Here is a 17,451-nt window from a genome sequence, read left to right as displayed (position 1 = left end):
CGGCGTACCCCGCTGGCTTACTGTGAGCCGACCGTTCGATGAGGCAGGAGAACCATGAGCGAGATCCTGGACGTGGCACGTGAGCAGGTTCTGGAGCAGGGCGTAGGGCTGCGTCAGGACCAACTGGTCGAGGTCCTGAACACTCCGGACGACCGGCTGCCCGAATTGCTCGCGCTCGCCCACGACGTCCGGGTGAAGTGGTGCGGCGAGGAGGTCGAGGTCGAGGGGATCATCTCCCTGAAGACCGGCGGCTGCCCCGAGGACTGCCACTTCTGCTCGCAGTCGGGCCAGTTCACCTCGCCGGTGCGCGCGGTCTGGCTGAACATCCCCGAGCTGGTCGAGGCCGCCAAGGAGACCGCGAAGACCGGCGCGACCGAGTTCTGCATCGTCGCCGCGGTCCGCGGGCCGGACGCACGGCTGATGAGCCAGGTGAAGGCCGGCATCGAGGCGATCAACGCCGAGGTCGACATCAACATCGCGTGCTCGCTCGGCATGCTCACGCAAGCGCAGGTGGACGAACTGCGCTCGTGGGGCGTGCACCGGTACAACCACAACCTCGAGTCGGCCCGCTCGTACTTCGGCGACGTGGTCACCACGCACTCGTTCGAGGAGCGCTGGGACACCTGCCTGATGGTCAAGGAGTCCGGCATGGAGCTGTGCTGCGGCGGCCTGGTCGGGATGGGCGAGACCGTCGAGCAGCGCGCCGAGCTGGCCGCGCAGCTCTCCGAGCTGGACCCGCACGAGGTGCCGCTGAACTTCCTCAACCCGCGTCCGGGCACCCCGTTCGGCGACCTCGACATCATGGACGGCAAGGACGCGCTGCGGACCATCGCCGCGTTCCGGCTGGCGATGCCGCGGACGGTCCTGCGGTACGCCGGTGGTCGCGAGCTGACCCTCGGCGACCTCGGCACCCGCGACGGTCTGCTCGGTGGCATCAACGCGGTGATCGTCGGCAACTACCTGACGACGCTCGGCCGCCCCGCGACCGCCGACCTGGACCTGCTGGCCGAGCTGAAGATGCCGGTCAAGGAACTCCAGAAGACGCTGTGAGGACCGCCGTGGTCGAGGTCTACTGCGGCCACTGCGGCCGTCCGGAGGCCGACGGAGGGCACCACGAGTGCCGTCGGTCCCTCGAGCTGGAACCGCCCCGGTACTGCGTCGAGTGCCGGCGCCGGATGGTCGTCCAGGTCCACCCGATGGGCTGGTCGGCCCGCTGTTCGGTGCACGGCGACATCACCTCGGACTGACCGCGATGCTCCTGGGTACGGCGGACCGGACGCCCGCGCAGGCTGATCACATCCTGACCACCTGCGAGCCGGGGTGGGGTGTGGACCGATTAACGTTGTGAATCCTCAGGACGGAGGAGGACCGTGTCACACTCGGTCAACACGTGGCAACAGCGAGACGCGGAGCTGCTCTGGCATCCGTACTCCTCGCTGACCGAGCCCTCGCCGGTGCGGCTGGTTCGCGGCGCGTCCGGCGTACGCCTGCAGCTGGATGACGATCAGGGCGGGACCGTCGAGGCGATCGACGCGATGGCGTCCTGGTGGTGCATGATCCACGGCTACCGGAACCCGGTGCTGGACGCGGCGCTGAAGGCGCAGGCCGACGACTTCAGCCACGTGATGTTCGGTGGGCTGACCCACGAACCGGCGATCCGGCTGGCCGAGCGGCTGGTCGAGATCACCCCGGATCCGTTGCGGCACGTGTTCCTGTGCGACTCCGGGTCGGTCTCGGTCGAGGTCGCGATCAAGATCGCGCTGCAGTATCAGGTTGCGCGCGGCAACAACGGGCGGACGCGGATGCTGACCGTCCGCGGCGGGTACCACGGCGACACGTTCGCCCCGATGAGCGTCTGCGACCCGGTGAACGGCATGCACTCGCTGTTCACCGGCGCCCTGAAGGAGCAGGTCTTCGGCCCGCAGCCCCCGGCCGGCTTCGACCGGCCCGCCGACGACCCGGAGCTGCTGGCCTGGGCCGACGCTCTCGCAGCCCTGGCCGCCGACCACGCGGACGAGGTGGCGGGCATCATCGTCGAGCCCGTTCTCCAAGGCGCCGGCGGCATGTACCCGTACAGCCCGTCGTGCCTGAAGGTCCTCCGCGATCTGGCCGACCGGCACGGCTTCCTGTTGATCTTCGACGAGATCGCCACCGGCTTCGGCCGGACCGGCACGCTGTTCGCGTCCGAGCACGCGGGCGTGGACCCCGACATCCTCTGCGTCGGCAAGGCCCTCACCGGCGGCTACCTCACCCTGGCCGCGATGCTCTGTACGACGGAAGTCGCGCACACCGTCTCGAACGGACCCGGCGGTGCGCTCATGCACGGCCCCACGTTCATGGCCAACCCGCTCGCCTGCGCGGTCGCGCTCGCGTCGATCGACCTCCTTCTCGGGCAGGACTGGTCCGGTCGGGTCGCCGAGATCTCGGCCGGGTTGTCGGCGGGGCTCGCCCCCGCGGCCGCCTTGCCTGCCGTGAAGGACGTCCGGGTGCTCGGCGCGGTCGGCGTCGTTCAACTCTCCGGTCCGGTCGACCTGCCGCGGATGACCGAGGCGGCGTTGCGTCGTGGCGTGTGGGTACGCCCGTTCCGCGACCTCGTCTACACGATGCCGCCGTACGTGTGCACTGCCGAGGAGATCGCCACCATCGCGGCGGCGATCACCGGTGCGGTGGAGGAGGCGGGCTGATGCTGGAGGACTGGCTCGCCCCGAAGGCCGCGGCGCTGGAGTCCCGCGGCCTGACCCGGCGCCTGCGCGCCCGGGACGCCGCCGACGACCTGATCGACCTGGCGGGCAACGACTACCTCGGCCTGGCCCGCGACCCGCGCGTGGTGACTGCTGCCGCCGACGCGCTCCGCACCTGGGGCACCGGCTCGACGGCCTCCCGCCTCGTCACCGGCACCACAACCCTCCACGAAGAACTTGAAGCCGACCTGGCGACGTACGCCGGCCAGGAATCCGCGCTCGTCTTCTCCTCCGGGTACCTCGCGAACCTCGGCGTCGTCACGGCCCTCGGCGGCCCCGGCACTGTTCTGGTCTCCGACGAACACGTCCACGCCTCGCTGGTGGACGCCTGCCGGCTGTCCCGCTCCCGCGTCGAGATCGTCCCGCACAACGACGCGGACGCCGTCGACAAGGTGCTTGCCGAGCGCAACGAGCCGCACGCGGTCGTGATGACCGAGTCGGTCTTCTCGGTCCTCAGCGACGAAGCCCCGCTCACCGCCTTGGCTGCCACCGCCGCCGCACACAACGCTGTTCTTCTGGTCGACGAGGCCCACGGCCTGGGCGTCACCGGCAACGGTCGCGGGTCCGTGCACGCGTCCGGGCTCGCCGGACTCGACCACGTGATCGTCACGATGACGCTGTCCAAGTCGCTGGCTTCGCAAGGCGGTGCCGTCCTCGGCCCGCGGCTGTTGCGCGAGCACCTCGTGAACCGCGCGCGTCCGTTCATCTACGACACCGGTCTCAACCCGGCCGCGTGCGCCGCCGCCCGCGCCGCGCTCCAGGTGCTGCAGGCCGAGCCCGAACGTCCTGCCGCGATTCACGCCGCGGCGGCCCGGTTGGCTGCGGCCTGCGAGGTGCCGCCGTCGTCCGGTGCGGTGGTCTCGGTCCCGATGCAGGGCCCGCGGGAGACCGTCCGTGCGGCCGAGCTGTGCCTCGCGAACGGCGTACGGGTCGGGAGTTTCCGGCCGCCGTCCGTCCCGGACGGCATCTCCCGGGTGCGGCTCACCGCGCACGCCGGGTTGTCCACCGCAGATCTCGATCGCGCGTGTGCCGTGATCGTCGAGGCGATCGGCCAGGTCTCATGATCACTCTTGTCACCGGCACCGACACCGGTGTTGGTAAGACCATCACCACGGCCGCGCTCGCTGTCCGGGCGTCCGGCACGGTGGCCGTCGTCAAGCCGGCGCAGACCGGGGTCGGGCCGGACGAGCAGGGTGACCTGGACGACGTACACCGGTTGAGCGGGCTCACCAAGCTGCACGAAGGGGTCCGGCTGCGCGATCCGTTGGCGCCGACCACGGCTGCCCGGCGGCAAGGCGTCAAGCTGCCGCCGGTCGCGTCGCACGCGAAGGCCATCGACCAGCTCACCCTGACCAACGACACCGTCCTGGTGGAAGGTGCCGGTGGTATCCTCGTCGGCCTGGATGCCGAGGGCAACAACCTTGCCGACCTCGCCGGACAGCTGACGACACCGTTCGGTTTCGTGGTCGTGGCGCGGGCCGGTCTGGGGACGCTGAACCATGCCGGGCTGACGATCGAGGCGCTGCGATCCCGGGACCTGCCGATCGACGGGCTGGTGATCGGTGCCTGGCCCGAGGATCCCGATCTGGCCGAGCAGTGCAACCTGGAGGATCTGCCCGCGACGACCGGCGTACCGGTGATCGGGCGGATCCCGGCCGGGGCGGGGGCGCTGAGCGGCGAGGAGTTCCAGGCGGCCGCGCCGAGCTGGTTCACGTGAGCAACTGTCCCGCCCAACACGACTCGGCTCGGTACGACGAAGACCTCGGCTACTGGGTCGTCGACGACCCGGCGCTGGCTCGTGACGTGCTGCTCGATCCGGACACGTTCCGGCCGGACAACGCCGTACTCGCGCACACGCCGTTGTCGGTCAAGGCGTTGCGGGTGCTGTCCGCGGTCGGGTTCGCGCTGCCGCCGACGCTGGCGAACAACGCGGGGGAGTCGCACCGGTCGATCCGTGCCGCGGTCGCCCGGTTCTTCAGCCCGGCGAGGGTCGCCGCCGTCGAGCCGCTGACCCGGGAGTTGACCGCTACGCGGGTGGCCTCGGCGTCCGCGCGGCTCGCGGCGGGCGAGCAGCTGGATCTCGTGCAGGCGATCGCGGCCGAGCCGCCGGCTCTCGTCGTACTGCGTCTGCTCGGGCTGGCGGAGGTCGACGTACCTGCGCTGAAGGCCTGGAGTCTCGATTCGCTCGAGCTGTTCTGGGGCTGGCCGGACGAGGACCGCCAGTTGGAGCTGGCGCACAGTGCGGCCGAGTTCTACGGCTGGCTGCGCTCGCGGACGACGGCCGCCCGTGAAGCGCCTGCTGACGATCTGTTCGGCGCGTTGGTCGGAATGGGGCTGAGCGACGAAGAGGTGTGCGCGGTCGGGTACTTCCTGCTGATCGCGGGGCAGGAGACCACGACCCAACTGATCTCGACTGCCTTCCAGAGGGCGATCGGCGGGACTGTTGAGGTCGTTGACGACGTACTGCGCGAGGCGTCGTCGGTGCCGACGTGGCGGCGGGTCACGGCGGAGGCGACCACCGTGGGCGACGTGCAGTTGCCGGCGCGGGCACCGGTCCTGCTCGGCCTGAGCGGCCACGGCGGTCCCGCGGATCTCGCGTTCGGGATCGGTATCCACCGCTGCCTCGGCGCCGGGCTCGCGCGGATGGAGGCGCGGGTGGCGCTGGAGTGTGCCCGGGATCTGCTGCGCGGCGTACGGCTGACCGAAGAGCCGCCGATGATCGACCTGCTCTCGTTCCGCGCTCCGAAGCGTCTCATGGTTGTAACGCGCGGTAACACCGGGGACAACTCGCGTCACTAGCGTCGGCGCATGGAGTTGCCAGCTCGCCGCCGGGTGCGGCTGTGGTTCGGAGAGCACCAGCTCGCGGAGTACGTCGGTGAACCTGCCGCGGCGTGCCGGTACGAGGCGGCGATGCGGCGCCGATTCCCCGGTTTGACGATCACCAACGACCCGCTCACGATCGCCGCGGACCAGTCGAGTTACAGCCTTCCTGACCTGCACCGATAGGCTTTGCCAGGTGACGCAGCATGAGTTGGTCCTGGTCGTTGACTTCGGAGCGCAGTACGCGCAGCTGATCGCCCGCCGGGTGCGCGAGGCGAATGTGTACTCCGAGATCGTGCCGCACTCGATGCCGGTCGAGGAGATGCTCGCCAAAGGCCCGAAGGCGATCATCCTGTCCGGCGGTCCGCAGTCGGTGTACGCCGACGGTGCGCCGCGGGTCGACTCGGGGCTGTTCGAGGCCGGCGTCCCGGCGTTCGGGATCTGCTACGGGTTCCAGGCGATGGCGCAGACGCTCGGCGGCGAGGTCCGGCGTACCGGACTGCGTGAGTTCGGCCGGACGCCGGTCGCCGTGAGCGAGGCGGGGACGCTGCTGGCCGGCATCCCCGAGGAGCTGAACGTGTGGATGTCCCACGGCGACGCGGTGCACGCGCCGCCCGCGGGGTTCGCCGTGCTGGCCGCGTCCGAGGGCGCGCCGGTGGCCGCGTTCGAGGACCTGGACCGCAAGTTCGCGGGCGTGCAGTGGCACCCGGAGGTCCTGCACTCGCAGGCCGGGCAGGCCGTGCTCGAGCACTTCCTGTTCGAGATCGCCGGCTGCAAGGGCGACTGGACGACGTCCAACGTCGTCGAGGAGCAGGTCGAGCTGATCCGCGAGCAGGTCGGCGACAAGCAGGTGCTGTGCGCGCTGTCCGGCGGTGTCGACTCCGCGGTCGCGGCCGCGCTGGTGCACAAAGCGATCGGCGACCAGCTGACCTGCGTGTACGTCGACCACGGTCTGCAGCGGGCCGGTGAGTCCGAGCAGATCGAGAAGGACTTCGTCGCCGCGATCGGGATCCGGCTCGAGGCGATCGACGCCGAGGAGCAGTTCCTGACCGCGCTGGCCGGCGTCACCGACCCGGAGCAGAAGCGGAAGATCGTCGGCCGCGAGTTCATCCGGACCTTCGAGGCGACCGCGCGCAAGGTGGACGCCGAGCGGCACATCGAATTCCTGGTCCAGGGCACGCTGTACCCGGACGTCGTCGAGTCCGGCGGCGGTGCGGGCGCGGCGAACATCAAGTCGCACCACAACGTCGGCGGACTGCCGGACGACCTGCAGTTCAGCCTGATCGAGCCGCTGCGGACGCTGTTCAAGGACGAGGTCCGCGAGCTCGGGCTGGCGCTCGGCCTGCCGGAGACGATGGTCTACCGGCACCCGTTCCCGGGCCCGGGGCTGAGCATCCGGATCATCGGCGAGGTCACCCGCGAGCGGCTGGACATCCTCCGCGCCGCCGACCTGATCGCCCGCAACGAGCTCACCGCGGCCGGCCTGGACCGCGACATCTGGCAGTTCCCGGTGGTCCTCCTGGCCGACGTCCGCTCGGTCGGCGTCCAGGGCGACGGCCGCACGTACGGCCACCCCGTCGTCCTCCGCCCGGTCACCAGCGAGGACGCCATGACCGCCGACTGGGCCCGCCTCCCGTACGACGTCATCGAACGCATCTCCACCCGCATCACCAACGAGGTCGACGAGATCAACCGAGTCACCCTCGACGTCACCAGCAAACCCCCGGGCACCATCGAGTGGGAGTGATCCCACTCGGCACGATGTGAGTAGCTACCGGGGGCGTTGGGACTCGATGCCGTCGAGGAGGCGGTCGAGGCCGTAGCGGTACGAGTCGGCGGCGGCGTCGCGGGTGGTGGACTGGTAGCCGTTCGCGTTCCAGATCGCCGTCATCGCGGGATGCCGGTCGACATCGAAGTACGACTCCCAGAGGTCGTTTCGTTCGTACCACCAGGCGTCGTTGGTCTGACCGGTGCTGCGTTCCACGAGCTGGCTCTCCGCCTCCAGGCTGGCCGCGGAGTCGACGTACGTCGTGATCGCGAGCGCGGCCGTGTTGGTCTCGACGGGGCTGAGCTCCAGACCGAGCAGCGCGGACAGCAGGTACTCGCGGGCCGCGAGCATGCCCGGGCCGACCGGCGGGCGGATCGTCGAGACCTGCGACAACCACAGGTGCCGCTGGAACATCGCGCGGGTCTGCTGCGAGTAGATCTCCACCTGGTCGCGCCAATCGTCCGGCCGCGGTTCGCCCGGACCGGGGAGTACGCGCTCGCCGAGGACCTGGTCGACCATCAGGTCGAGCAACTCCTCCTTCGACGGCACGTACGTGTAGAGCGTCATCGTGCCGACGCCGAGCTCCTTGGCCAGCCCGCCCATCGATGCCGCCGTTAGCCCCTGCTCGTCCGCGAGCCGGATGCCTGCCCGAATGACGTCGTCCACGCTCAGCGACGGTCGTCGGCCGGCTCCGCGGCGCCGCGCCTCGACGGGGCCGTCGGCCGTGGTCTGCCGGTGGTTCCGCCACAGCAACGCCAGCGTCCGGTCCGGCTGCCCCTCACCACTCCGCCGTTCACTCACGGACCAACGATAGGCGGTCGCTCCAATTCTCGTATAACCTACGGGAATTCCGATTCGAGAGAGGACAGGGATGACGATCCTGGTGACCGGTGCGACCGCGAGTGTGGGGCGGTTGCTGGTGGACGAACTGGTGTCGGCGGGCGCGCCGGTGCGCGCGCTGACCAACAATCCGGCCCGGGCCGCGCTGCCCGAGACTGTCGAGGTCGCGCGCGGGTATCTGGGCAAGCCGGCGACACTGCCGGCCGCGCTCGCCGGTATCGACACGGTGTATCTCGCGCCGCTTCCGGCGTACGTCGACGACTTCGTGCGGTGTGCGCGGGAGGCCGGCGTACGGCGGGTCGTCGTACTGTCGGGGGAGCCTGCCGACTACGAGGCGCAGGGTGATCCGTCGACGTGGCACTACTACCGGATCGAGCGGGCGATCGACGCGGGCGGCTTCGACTGGACGTTCCTGCGGCCGGGTCAGTTCATGAACAACACGCTCGACTGGGCGCCGTCGATCAAGGCCGAGGGGGTCGTGCGGGCGCCGTACGCCGGTGCTGTGCAGACGCCGATCGACCTCGGGGACATCGCGGCGGTGGCGCGCGTCGTCCTTTTGTCCGAGGAGTTCGGCGGCCGGAAGATCGTCATGAGCGGGCCGGAGGCGATCACGCAGCCGGAGCAGGTCGCACGGATCGCCGAGGCGATCGGGCGGGACGTCCGCTTCGAGGAACAGACGCCCGACGAGTACGTCGCGGCGCTGGCTCCGGCGATCGGCGAGGAGACGGCGCGCTGGCTGCTCGACGGCTTCCGGATGATGTCCGAATACGCGATGAAACCGGAGCCGGCGGTCGCGGACCTCACCGGGCACCCAGGGACGACGTACCGCGAGTGGGCACTCGCCAACGCCGCGACCTTCCGCTGACTGGCAGGATCGCGGGTCGCGGGGCCGCCCGTTTGACGCAGTAAGGGAACGTATGTTCGACTGGGGATCATGAGATGGGCAGGTCAGCAGATCGACGTGGAGACCCCGGGCGCGTTGCCGGGGCTCGGGTCGATCGCGGGGCTGGTCCGATCGGTGACGACACCGGAGTTCCAGGGGATCACGTTCCACGAGGTGCTCGCGCGATCGGCGCTGAACTCGGTGCCGGGTTCGGCGCTGCCGTTCAACTGGACGATCAATCCGTACCGCGGGTGTACGCACGCCTGCCGGTACTGCTTCGCCCGGCCGACTCACACGTACCTCGAGCTCGACACGGGGCAGGACTTCGACCGCCAGATCGTCGTCAAGACGAACGTCGCCGACGTCCTGCGCCGTGAGCTCGCGCGGCCGTCGTGGCGTCACGAAGAAGTTGCTTTGGGCACCAACACCGATCCGTACCAGCGGGCCGAGGGTCGCTATCGGTTGATGCCGGGCATCATCGAGGCGCTGGCCGCCTCGGGCACGCCGCTGTCGATTCTCACCAAGGGCACGTTGCTCCGGCGCGATCTGGGGTTGTTGTCCGCTGCGTCCGCGGAGGTTTCGGTCGGTGTCGGCGTCTCGCTGGCCTTGGGTGACGAAGAGCTGCGTCGCCGCCTGGAGCCCGGCGTACCCTCTGTCCGTGGGCGTCTCGACCTGATTCGAGCCATCCGGGACGCCAACCTTCCATGCGGTGTAATGGTTGCTCCGGTTCTTCCGTGGCTCACCGATTCGGCCGAGCAGTTGGATCATCTTCTCGGCCAACTCGCGGACGCGGGTGCTACTGGCGTGACCACCTTGATCCTGCATCTTCGACCGGGCGTGAAGGACTGGTTCATGCAATGGCTGTCCCGCGACCACCCCGAGCTGGTCAGCCGCTACGAGTCGCTGTACGCCCATGGTGCGTACGCCGTTCCCAGCTTCCGCAAGGCCTTCGAGGAGAAGGCGCGACCGCTGCTGGACAAACACGGCTTCGGCCGCGGCTCCAGCCATCGCGCCAAGCCCATCGCGGGCATGCACCCCAGGCCGTCTCCCCAACAAACCTTGTTCTAGCTGGGTTCAGGCGAGGGTGAGGATCTGGGGGCCGTCGGGGGTGATGGCGACGGTGTGTTCGGCGTGGGCGCCGCGGGTGTGATCGGCGGAGCGCAGCGTCCAGCCGTCCTCGTCGATGACGTAAGTGGAGCCGGGGCCCGTCCAGAACCAGGGCTCGATCGCGAAGACGTGGCCGGCCCGGAGCCGGAGGCCGCGACCGGGGCGGCCGCCGTTCGGGACGTGGGGTTCCTCGTGCATCCGGCGTCCGACGCCGTGGCCGCCGAAGTCGAGGTTGGTGCCGATGCCGGCGTGCTTGCCGATCCTGCCGATCGCGGCGCCGATGTCACCGATCCGGTTGCCCTCGACCGCGGCCGCGATGCCCGCGGCGAGCGCTTCCTCGGTCGTCGCGATCAACTCGAGATCCTCGGCGCGCGGCGTACCGATGCAGAAGCTGATCGCCGAGTCGGCACACCACCCGTCGACCGACGCACCGCAGTCGACGTTCAGCAGGTCGCCGTCCTGCAGCCGCAGGTCGGTCGGCAGTCCGTGCAGTACGGCGTCGTTCACCGACGTACAGATCACTCCGCTGAACGGTGACGTCGCGAACCCGGGCTGGTACCCCTCGAACAACGACACGGCCCCCGCGGAGCGCAGGACGTCGCGGGCGACCTCGTCGAGTTCGCGCAACGACACCCCGGCCGCGGCCGCCTTCTTGACGGCTGCGAGTGCGTTCGCGACGACCCGTCCGGCCACGCGCATCTGTTCGATCTCCGCCGGCGTCTTCAGGTCGACCATGTCTGCCTCGGCTTCCGTAGGTGCATCGGGACCATTATCACCGGCCGAGTCCCAACCAATCGGCCGGAGTCAGCGTCTTCAACGGCAACAACGGGGTTTGGGGGGACGGGGATGGCGGTACGACGACGCGCGGTACTCGGCGGGATGCTCGCCGGGGCCGCCGCAGTGGCGACGAGCGGATGTCTCGCGGACACCTACGCGACGACGACCGCCGATCGGCCCACGCGGGCGCCGAAACCGGACAAGAAGCCGGACCGGATCACCGTGGTCGCGACCGGGGACGTGTTGTTGCACGAGCGCCTGTGGACGACCGCGAAACGTGACGGCGACTGGAACTTCGCCCCGTCGATGGCGAGCGTGAAACCCCTTGTCCAGAAAGCGGATCTCGCCATCGCGCACCTGGAGACCCCGCTCGCGCCGCTCGGCGGCCCGTACCACGGCTACCCGATGTTCCAGGGCCCGCCGCAGATCGCGACCGCCCTGAAGCAGACCGGTTACGACCTCTGCACGACCGCGAGCAACCACAGCTTCGACGGCGGCGCGGCCGGTGTCGACCGCACGCTCGACACCTTGGACAAGGTCGGTCTGAAGCATGCCGGCACCGCGCGGTCGCGGGCGGAGGCCGAGCAGATCACGATCGTCGACGTCGGGGGAGTGAAGGTCGCCTCGCTGAGCTTCACGTTCGGCTTCAACGGCCTGCCGTACCCGAACGGCGAGACGTGGCGCGCCGGCAAGATCAGCACGAAGTCGATCACGCTGAAGGCGCAGGAGGCCCGCGATCGCGGTGCCGATCTGGTGCTGGTCAGCTGCCACTGGGGCACGGAGTACTCGAACAAGCTCAACGACCAGCAGCGCGAGGTCGGCCCGCAACTGCTTGCCGACAGCAACATCGACCTCGTGATCGGCCACCACGCGCACGTCGTGCAGCCGATGCAGGAGATCGACGGCAAGTGGATCGCCTACGGCCACGGGAACCTGGTCGCCGCGCACCGCGAACCCGACAGCACCAAGGCCGAGGGTCTGCTGACCCGCTTCACCTTCACTCGGGACGGCAACCGGTGGAAGACCGAGGCCGAGTACGCCCCGCTGCTGATGACCGACGCGCTGCCGGTCCGCGTTCTCGACGTACGCCGGGAGCTCGCGAAGGGGGACTCGGTGGCGACGAGGAGCCGGCTCGAACTCGCGCAACGCCGGACCACGGAGACCGTCACCGCATTGGGCGCGACGCCGAAAATGCTTTGAGCCAAGGGCGCACCGGCCTCTAGGGTCGACGCATGATTACGTACTTCGTGATGGTCCGTCGTGCCCGCCTCCGGGCAGGCGAGGGGTGCCTGGGGATGGCATCCGCTCGATAGTCGTTGGGCCCAACGGGTTGTGGACGCGGCCGGGATCGAACCCGGCGAACTCGTCCTCGATGTCGGGGCCGGACTCGGTGCGCTGACCGCGCCGCTGGTCCGGGCCGGCGCCCGAGTGGTCGCCGTCGAACTCCATCCGGGTCGTGCCGAGCGGTTGCGCCGGCGGTTCGCGGACGCGCCGGTGACGGTCGTCCGCGCCGATGCCGGTGACCTGCGGTTGCCGTCGCGGCCGTTCCGGGTGGTGTCGAGTCCGCCGTACAACGTCTCCACCGCGTTGCTGAAGCGCTTGCTGGCCCCGGGTTCACGCCTGGTGTCGGCGGATCTGGTGCTGCAACGTCAGGTGGCGAACCGGTGGGTTCGCGGTGCCGCGCCCGGGGCGAACCGTTGGTTCCGCTCGTACGACCCGTCGATCGGGCTTCGCCTTCCCCGCAAGGCATTCACCCCGCCTCCGCATGTCGACTCTGCAGTCCTCCTACTACGCAAACGCTGAAGCCGGAAAACATGGGCTGAGACCTGTTGCTACAGGTCTCAGCCCACTGTTTTGGGTCTCAGCCGTGCCAGGAGTTCCAGAGCGCGGCGTACGAGCCATTGCGGGCCACCAACTCGTCGTGGCTGCCCAGCTCGGTGATGTGGCCGTCTTCCACTACTGCGACGCGGTCGGCGTCGTGGGCGGTGTAGAGGCGGTGGGCGATCGCGATCACCGTCCTGCCGTCCAGGACCGCGGCCAGCGAGCGCTCCATGTGCCGTGCGGCGCGTGGGTCGATCAGTGACGTCGCCTCGTCGAGCACCAGGGTGTGCGGGTCGGCGAGGACCAGGCGAGCCAGCGCCAACTGCTGCGCCTGCGCAGGCGTCAGCGCCAGTTGGCCGGAGCCGACTCGAGTGTCGAGCCCGTCCGGCAACGCCTCCGCCCAGTCGCGCGCGTCGACGGCCGCCAGCGCCGCGATCAGCTCGTCGTCGGTCGCCGACGGTTTCGCCATCGACAGGTTGTCCCGCAGCGTTCCGACGAAGACGTGGTGCTCCTGCGTGACCAGCGCGACCTGCTTTCGCAGCTCGTCCAGCGGCAGGTCCGTCATCCCCACACCGCCGACGGTCACCGAACCTGTCCGCGGCGGGTGGATCCCCGCGACGAGCCGGCCCAGCGTCGACTTGCCGGCGCCCGACGGCCCGACCATCGCGATCCGCTCACCCGGCTGGATCGTCAGGTCCACACCGTGCAGCACGTCCCGACCCTCGACGTACGAGAACCGCACGTCGCGCGCCTCGACGAGCTCACCGTCCGGTCGGCGACCCGATGGAGTCCGGTCGTCCGGTACGTCGCTGATGCCGAGCAACCGGGCGAACGCGGCGCCGCCGGACTGGAGCTCGTCCAGCCATGACAGGAGCCGGTCGACCGGGTCGATCAGCTGGTTCACGTACAGCACGGCAGCCGTCACCGCGCCGAGCGAGACGTGACCGTTGATGTGCAGCCAGCCACCGAACAGCAGCGTGCCGACGACAGGCACGAGGTACCCGAGCTCGGCCGCCGGGAAGTACACCGTCCGGAGGAACAGCGTGTACCGCTCCGCATTGTACGAACCCCGGATGTCCACGTCACCACGCCGCACGCGGTCGTCGTACCGCCGGAGCGCCTCGACCGTCCGCGCACCTTCGACCGTCTCCGCGAGCGAGCTGGTCATCTGCGCGTACGCCGCGTTCTCGCGGAGGTACCCGTCCTTGGCGCGACGCAGGTACCACTTCGTGCTCAGCCAGAGCAACGGGACCATCGCGAGCAGCGGCACCAGCACCCAGACACCGACCAGCATCGTCGCGACCGCGGTGAAGATCACTGTGACGAACGCGATGATCGTCTCCGGTACCGCGAACCGCACGGTCCGCGACAACGTGTCGACGTCCCGCGAGGTGCGGGACAGCAGGTCACCGGTACCCGCCCGCTCGACCGTCCCGATCGGCAGCGCGAGCGCGTTGTCGACGAACTCCTCGCGCAGCTCGGCCAGCACCTGCTCGCCGAGCGCGAACGACTTGTACCGCGCCCAGCGGGTGAGCAGCGACTGCGCGACGATGAAGACGGCGATCACCACGATCACCTCGTTGACCTTGGTGGCGGTCGTGCCGTTCTGCACGTCCTCCACCAGGCCACCGATCAGCCGCGGCGCCGCGAGACCGGTCACCGCTGCCAGCCCGTGCAGCAGCAGGGCGACGGCCAGCGTGCGTGGGTGGCGCCGGGCCAGCCGCCGGGCGTGCCGACGGATCTCGGCCGACCCGGCAACGGGCAGGATCTGCCTCATCGCAGGGCCTCCTCTTCTTCGGTCTCAGCCTCGGCCTGTCGGGTGACAGTTCGGCGGTACTGCGGCTCGGACGCGAGCAGCTCACGGTGCCGACCGGTCGCGACGACTCGGCCGTCGGCGACGAAGATCACCTCGTCGGCGCGATCCAGCAGCAACGGGCTCGCGGTCAGTACGACGGTGCTCCGGCCGGACCGGTGGTCGCGCAGCCGGTCCGCGATCCGCGCCTCGGTGTGCGCGTCCACGGCGGACGTCGGCTCGACCAGGACCAGCACGGACGGGTCGGCGAGCAGCGCCCGCACCAGCACCAGCCGCTGGCGCTGTCCACCCGAGAACGACCGGCCCTTCTCCTCCACCTCGGAGTCGAGCCCGTCCGGCAGCGCGACGAGAACGTCCTCCGCGGACGCCGTACGCAGCGCGGCCATCAGTTCGTCATCGGTACGCCGGCCGCTCGGGTCCAGCTCCGCGCGCAGGAGGCCGGTGAACAGTTGGGAGCCGGTGTCGCTCACCAGGATCCGCTCGCGCAGATCCGCCCGAGTCGCACTGGCCAGCGTCACACCGCCGTACCGGACCTCACTGGCGTCGTCGTACCGGCCCAGGCGGTCCGCGAGCTGACCGTAGGTGTCCGGCTCGGCGGAGACGATCGCGGTGAGCAGGCCGTCGCGGGCGCGGACGCCGGAGACCGGATCGACCAGGTCACCGTGCTCCGGCAGCCGGACCGGGGTCTCGGGCTCGGTGATGTCCGACTCCAGCTCCAGCACGCGGTTCACCCGGCCCGCGGCGACCAGGCCGCGCATCAGCTGGTTGGCGAACTCCGTCGCGGTCCGCAGCGGCAGCACGAGGAACGTCGCGTAGCCGTAGAAGGCCACCAGCGAACCGGCACTGAGGTCGCCGCGCAAGGCGAAGTGTGCGCCCAGGCCGACCACCAGCACGACGAAGATCCCCGGGAGCAGCACCTGGGCCGCGTCCAGCACGGACTGGATGCCGGCGACCTGGACGCCCGCCTTCCGCACCTGCTGCGACTCGCTGCGGTAGCGCCGCGAGAACGACTCCTCGCCGCCGATACCGCGCAGCACCCGCAGGCCGGCCACGATGTCCGAACCGAGTGAGTTCAGCTCGCCGACTGCCTCGCGCTGCGCGGACTGCCGCTTGTGCAGCGGCCGCAGCATCGGGCCCAGGGCGAACAGCATCAGCGGTACGCCGATCAGCACGACCAGGCCGAGCACGGTCGAGGACGACAGCAGGATCACCGCGACCACGAAGAACGCGACGATCGCGCCGGCGAACCGGGCCGAGATCTCCATCAGGTTCCCGATGTAGGACAGGTCGCCGGCGCCGATGCTGACCACTTCACCGGTGGCCAGCTGCTTCGGCAGCGTCGCGCCCAGGTCGGCGGACTTCCGCGTCACCACCTGGACCGTCCGGTACGCCGCGGTCAGCCAGTTGGTGACCGCGAACCGGTGCCGCAGGATGCCGGCCGCCGCCTGCACTATGCCGACCGCGAACAGCAACGCGGTCCACTGCAGCAGCCGCTCCCCGTCGCGGGCCGCGATGCCCTCGTCGATGGCCAGGCCGAGGATCGCCGGGATGAACGCCTGCGCGGCCATCCAGATGATGCCGAAGGCCATCCCGCCGGCGAGCGTGCGGGACTGACCGCGGGCCACCCACCACAGGTAGCGGGCCGGCGAGCGATGGTTCGGGACGCCGGGATCGGCGAGCGGCAGTTGTCTCATGGCCCACTCAGGCTAGGTCGCGCCTCGGACAGTTTGCATGCGAATTAATCGCGTCTGTGGACCCCCGGACCGGCTGCCGATGGCGACGTACCGCGCCGCGCAGTCTGGTGCGTGGTGACGGACGGTAGAGCTTCACCTTGCGTTGGGCAACGGGTTCCCGCCGGGCCATGTCCGGCCCCTGTCCTGGATCCATGTTGGTGATCGCGCATCGGGGAGCGAGTGGCTACCGCCCGGAACACACACCGGCGGCCTACCGGCTGGCCGCCCTGCAGGGCGCCGACTACCTGGAGCCGGACCTGGTCTCCACCCTCGACGGCATTCTGGTCTGCCGCCACGAGAACGAGATCTCGAGTACTACGGACGTCGCCGAGCACCCGGTCTTCGCGGACCGGAAGATCACCAAGATCGTCGACGGCACCGCGGTGACCGGCTGGTTCGTCGAGGACTTCACGTTCGCCGAGCTGCGCACGCTGCGCGCCCGGGAGCGGATGCCGGCGCTGCGCGCGAGCAACACGGCGTACGACGGGCTGGAGGAGATCCCCACCTTCGACGAGGTGGTCGCGCTGGCGCGGCGGGAGTCCCTGCGGCTCGGGCGGCCGATCGGTGTGATCCCGGAGATCAAGCACCCGACGTACTTCCGGCGGCTCGGGCTGCCGCTGGAGGAGCTGCTGACCGAACGGATCCTGGCGCTGCGGCTGCGGGACGACGAGATCATGGTCCAGTCGTTCGAGCCGACCAGCCTGCGGCGGCTGTCGGTGATGACGCGGGTACCGCTGGTCCAGCTGATCGACGCCGAGAGTGCGCCGAACGACTTCCTGCGGACCGGCGACGGGCGCACGTACGCCGATCTGATCGAGCCGGCCGGGTTACGCGAGGTCGCGACGTACGCGCAGGTGCTGGCGCCGCACAAGGACCTGATCATCCCGCGCACCGCCGAGAACTGTCTCGGCGAACCCACTCGGCTGGTGGAGCAGGCGCACCGCGCCGGACTGAACGTCCAGGCGTGGACCTTCCGCGCCGAGCGCCGCTTCCTGCCCAGCGCCACGGACTACGCCACCGAGCTGACCCGGTTCGCGTCGCTGGGCCTCCAGGGCGTCTTCGCCGACCAGCCGGACCAGGCGGTCGAGACACTCCGCAAACGCGCCCTGAACGTGTAGCGGTGGGGTGACCGCTGCAGCGGTCACCCC

17 protein-coding genes are annotated in these 17,451 nt (G+C 70.0%); 13 read left to right on the top strand and 4 right to left on the bottom strand.

Annotation, left to right across the window (positions count from 1 at the left end; all coding sequences use genetic code 11):
* The first annotated feature begins 54 nt into the window (after positions 1–54).
* From bioB to guaA, 8 genes are all read left to right on the top strand, one after another.
* The gene (bioB, locus tag ACWGID_RS32100; RefSeq protein WP_452202981.1) at positions 55–1,050 is read left to right on the top strand and encodes a biotin synthase BioB; all 996 of its coding nucleotides are present in this window, start codon (positions 55–57) and stop codon (positions 1,048–1,050) included.
* Positions 1,047–1,247 carry a biotin synthase auxiliary protein BsaP gene (bsaP, locus tag ACWGID_RS32095; RefSeq protein WP_452202980.1) on the top strand — a complete coding sequence of 67 codons (201 nt, stop codon included), beginning with the start codon at positions 1,047–1,049 and terminating at the stop codon, positions 1,245–1,247. The genes bioB and bsaP overlap by 4 nt, the downstream gene beginning before the upstream one ends.
* Before the next feature lie 165 nt (positions 1,248–1,412).
* Entirely contained in the window at positions 1,413–2,684 is a 1,272-nt protein-coding gene (locus ACWGID_RS32090) for an adenosylmethionine--8-amino-7-oxononanoate transaminase (protein ID WP_452203134.1), read from the top strand.
* Positions 2,684–3,805, top strand: a complete 1,122-nt coding sequence (locus tag ACWGID_RS32085; RefSeq protein WP_452202978.1) for an 8-amino-7-oxononanoate synthase — start codon at positions 2,684–2,686, stop codon at positions 3,803–3,805. Before ACWGID_RS32090 ends, ACWGID_RS32085 begins: the two co-directional genes overlap by 1 nt.
* Positions 3,802–4,458 carry a dethiobiotin synthase gene (gene bioD / locus ACWGID_RS32080; RefSeq protein WP_452202976.1) on the top strand — a complete coding sequence of 219 codons (657 nt, stop codon included), beginning with the start codon at positions 3,802–3,804 and terminating at the stop codon, positions 4,456–4,458. The genes ACWGID_RS32085 and bioD overlap by 4 nt, the downstream gene beginning before the upstream one ends.
* A complete protein-coding gene (locus ACWGID_RS32075) occupies positions 4,455–5,540 on the top strand; it encodes a hypothetical protein (RefSeq protein ID WP_452202974.1) in 1,086 nt (361 codons plus the stop codon). Before bioD ends, ACWGID_RS32075 begins: the two co-directional genes overlap by 4 nt.
* A gap of 9 nt (positions 5,541–5,549) precedes the next feature.
* The gene (locus ACWGID_RS32070; protein WP_452202972.1) at positions 5,550–5,747 is read left to right on the top strand and encodes a hypothetical protein; all 198 of its coding nucleotides are present in this window, start codon (positions 5,550–5,552) and stop codon (positions 5,745–5,747) included.
* A 10-nt stretch (positions 5,748–5,757) separates the two neighbouring features.
* Complete coding sequence (gene guaA / locus ACWGID_RS32065) at positions 5,758–7,308, top strand: glutamine-hydrolyzing GMP synthase (protein ID WP_452202970.1); 1,551 nt, start codon at positions 5,758–5,760, stop codon at positions 7,306–7,308.
* Between the two features lie 24 nt (positions 7,309–7,332).
* On the opposite strand, the gene ACWGID_RS32060 is transcribed toward guaA, so the two are convergent.
* Positions 7,333–8,130, bottom strand: a complete 798-nt coding sequence (locus tag ACWGID_RS32060) for a TetR/AcrR family transcriptional regulator (protein WP_452202968.1) — start codon at positions 8,128–8,130, stop codon at positions 7,333–7,335.
* 70 nt (positions 8,131–8,200) lie between these two features.
* On the opposite strand from ACWGID_RS32060, the gene ACWGID_RS32055 reads away from it, so the two are divergent.
* Positions 8,201–9,034 carry an NAD(P)H-binding protein gene (locus ACWGID_RS32055; RefSeq protein ID WP_452202966.1) on the top strand — a complete coding sequence of 278 codons (834 nt, stop codon included), beginning with the start codon at positions 8,201–8,203 and terminating at the stop codon, positions 9,032–9,034.
* Positions 9,035–9,103: 69 nt separating this feature from the next.
* Positions 9,104–10,120, top strand: a complete 1,017-nt coding sequence (locus ACWGID_RS32050) for an Rv2578c family radical SAM protein (RefSeq protein WP_452202964.1) — start codon at positions 9,104–9,106, stop codon at positions 10,118–10,120.
* A gap of 6 nt (positions 10,121–10,126) precedes the next feature.
* Here ACWGID_RS32050 and map read toward each other — a convergent pair whose 3' ends face one another.
* A complete protein-coding gene (gene map / locus ACWGID_RS32045) occupies positions 10,127–10,894 on the bottom strand; it encodes a type I methionyl aminopeptidase (RefSeq protein WP_452202963.1) in 768 nt (255 codons plus the stop codon).
* A gap of 111 nt (positions 10,895–11,005) precedes the next feature.
* Here map and ACWGID_RS32040 point away from each other — a divergent pair, with 111 nt between their 5' ends.
* Together ACWGID_RS32040 and ACWGID_RS32035 are read left to right on the top strand one after the other, a co-directional pair.
* Positions 11,006–12,136 (top strand): CapA family protein, encoded by a 1,131-nt coding sequence (locus ACWGID_RS32040; RefSeq protein ID WP_452202961.1) that lies wholly within the window; start codon positions 11,006–11,008, stop codon positions 12,134–12,136.
* A 60-nt stretch (positions 12,137–12,196) separates the two neighbouring features.
* Positions 12,197–12,739, top strand: coding sequence for an rRNA adenine N(6)-methyltransferase family protein (locus tag ACWGID_RS32035; protein WP_452202959.1), 543 nt, complete (start codon positions 12,197–12,199; stop codon positions 12,737–12,739).
* Positions 12,740–12,797: 58 nt separating this feature from the next.
* Here ACWGID_RS32035 and ACWGID_RS32030 read toward each other — a convergent pair whose 3' ends face one another.
* The gene (locus tag ACWGID_RS32030; protein ID WP_452202957.1) at positions 12,798–14,534 is read right to left on the bottom strand and encodes an ABC transporter ATP-binding protein; all 1,737 of its coding nucleotides are present in this window, start codon (positions 14,532–14,534) and stop codon (positions 12,798–12,800) included.
* Positions 14,531–16,264: an ABC transporter ATP-binding protein gene (locus tag ACWGID_RS32025; RefSeq protein WP_452202955.1), complete on the bottom strand. Its 1,734-nt coding sequence runs from the start codon at positions 16,262–16,264 to the stop codon at positions 14,531–14,533. The genes ACWGID_RS32030 and ACWGID_RS32025 overlap by 4 nt, the downstream gene beginning before the upstream one ends.
* A 191-nt stretch (positions 16,265–16,455) precedes the next feature.
* Between ACWGID_RS32025 and ACWGID_RS32020 the strand changes: the two genes are divergently transcribed.
* Positions 16,456–17,421 (top strand): glycerophosphodiester phosphodiesterase, encoded by a 966-nt coding sequence (locus ACWGID_RS32020; RefSeq protein ID WP_452202953.1) that lies wholly within the window; start codon positions 16,456–16,458, stop codon positions 17,419–17,421.
* Positions 17,422–17,451 lie beyond the last annotated feature (30 nt).

Source organism: Kribbella sp. NPDC054772 (genome assembly GCF_053611945.1).
This window is presented reverse-complemented; position numbering and strand designations above follow the sequence as displayed.

What these genes read in the sequence shown, in the direction of transcription:
- ACWGID_RS32030 (WP_452202957.1), bottom strand. Translation starts at nt 14,534, where the DNA reads ATGAGGCAGATCCTGCCCGTTGCCGGGTCGGCCGAGATCCGTCGGCAC.
- ACWGID_RS32055 (WP_452202966.1), top strand. Translation starts at nt 8,201, where the DNA reads ATGACGATCCTGGTGACCGGTGCGACCGCGAGTGTGGGGCGGTTGCTG.
- bioB (WP_452202981.1), top strand. Translation starts at nt 55, where the DNA reads ATGAGCGAGATCCTGGACGTGGCACGTGAGCAGGTTCTGGAGCAGGGC.
- ACWGID_RS32025 (WP_452202955.1), bottom strand. Translation starts at nt 16,264, where the DNA reads ATGAGACAACTGCCGCTCGCCGATCCCGGCGTCCCGAACCATCGCTCG.
- ACWGID_RS32070 (WP_452202972.1), top strand. Translation starts at nt 5,550, where the DNA reads ATGGAGTTGCCAGCTCGCCGCCGGGTGCGGCTGTGGTTCGGAGAGCAC.
- map (WP_452202963.1), bottom strand. Translation starts at nt 10,894, where the DNA reads ATGGTCGACCTGAAGACGCCGGCGGAGATCGAACAGATGCGCGTGGCC.
- ACWGID_RS32040 (WP_452202961.1), top strand. Translation starts at nt 11,006, where the DNA reads ATGGCGGTACGACGACGCGCGGTACTCGGCGGGATGCTCGCCGGGGCC.
- ACWGID_RS32020 (WP_452202953.1), top strand. Translation starts at nt 16,456, where the DNA reads ATGTTGGTGATCGCGCATCGGGGAGCGAGTGGCTACCGCCCGGAACAC.
- bioD (WP_452202976.1), top strand. Translation starts at nt 3,802, where the DNA reads ATGATCACTCTTGTCACCGGCACCGACACCGGTGTTGGTAAGACCATC.
- ACWGID_RS32085 (WP_452202978.1), top strand. Translation starts at nt 2,684, where the DNA reads ATGCTGGAGGACTGGCTCGCCCCGAAGGCCGCGGCGCTGGAGTCCCGC.
- ACWGID_RS32050 (WP_452202964.1), top strand. Translation starts at nt 9,104, where the DNA reads ATGAGATGGGCAGGTCAGCAGATCGACGTGGAGACCCCGGGCGCGTTG.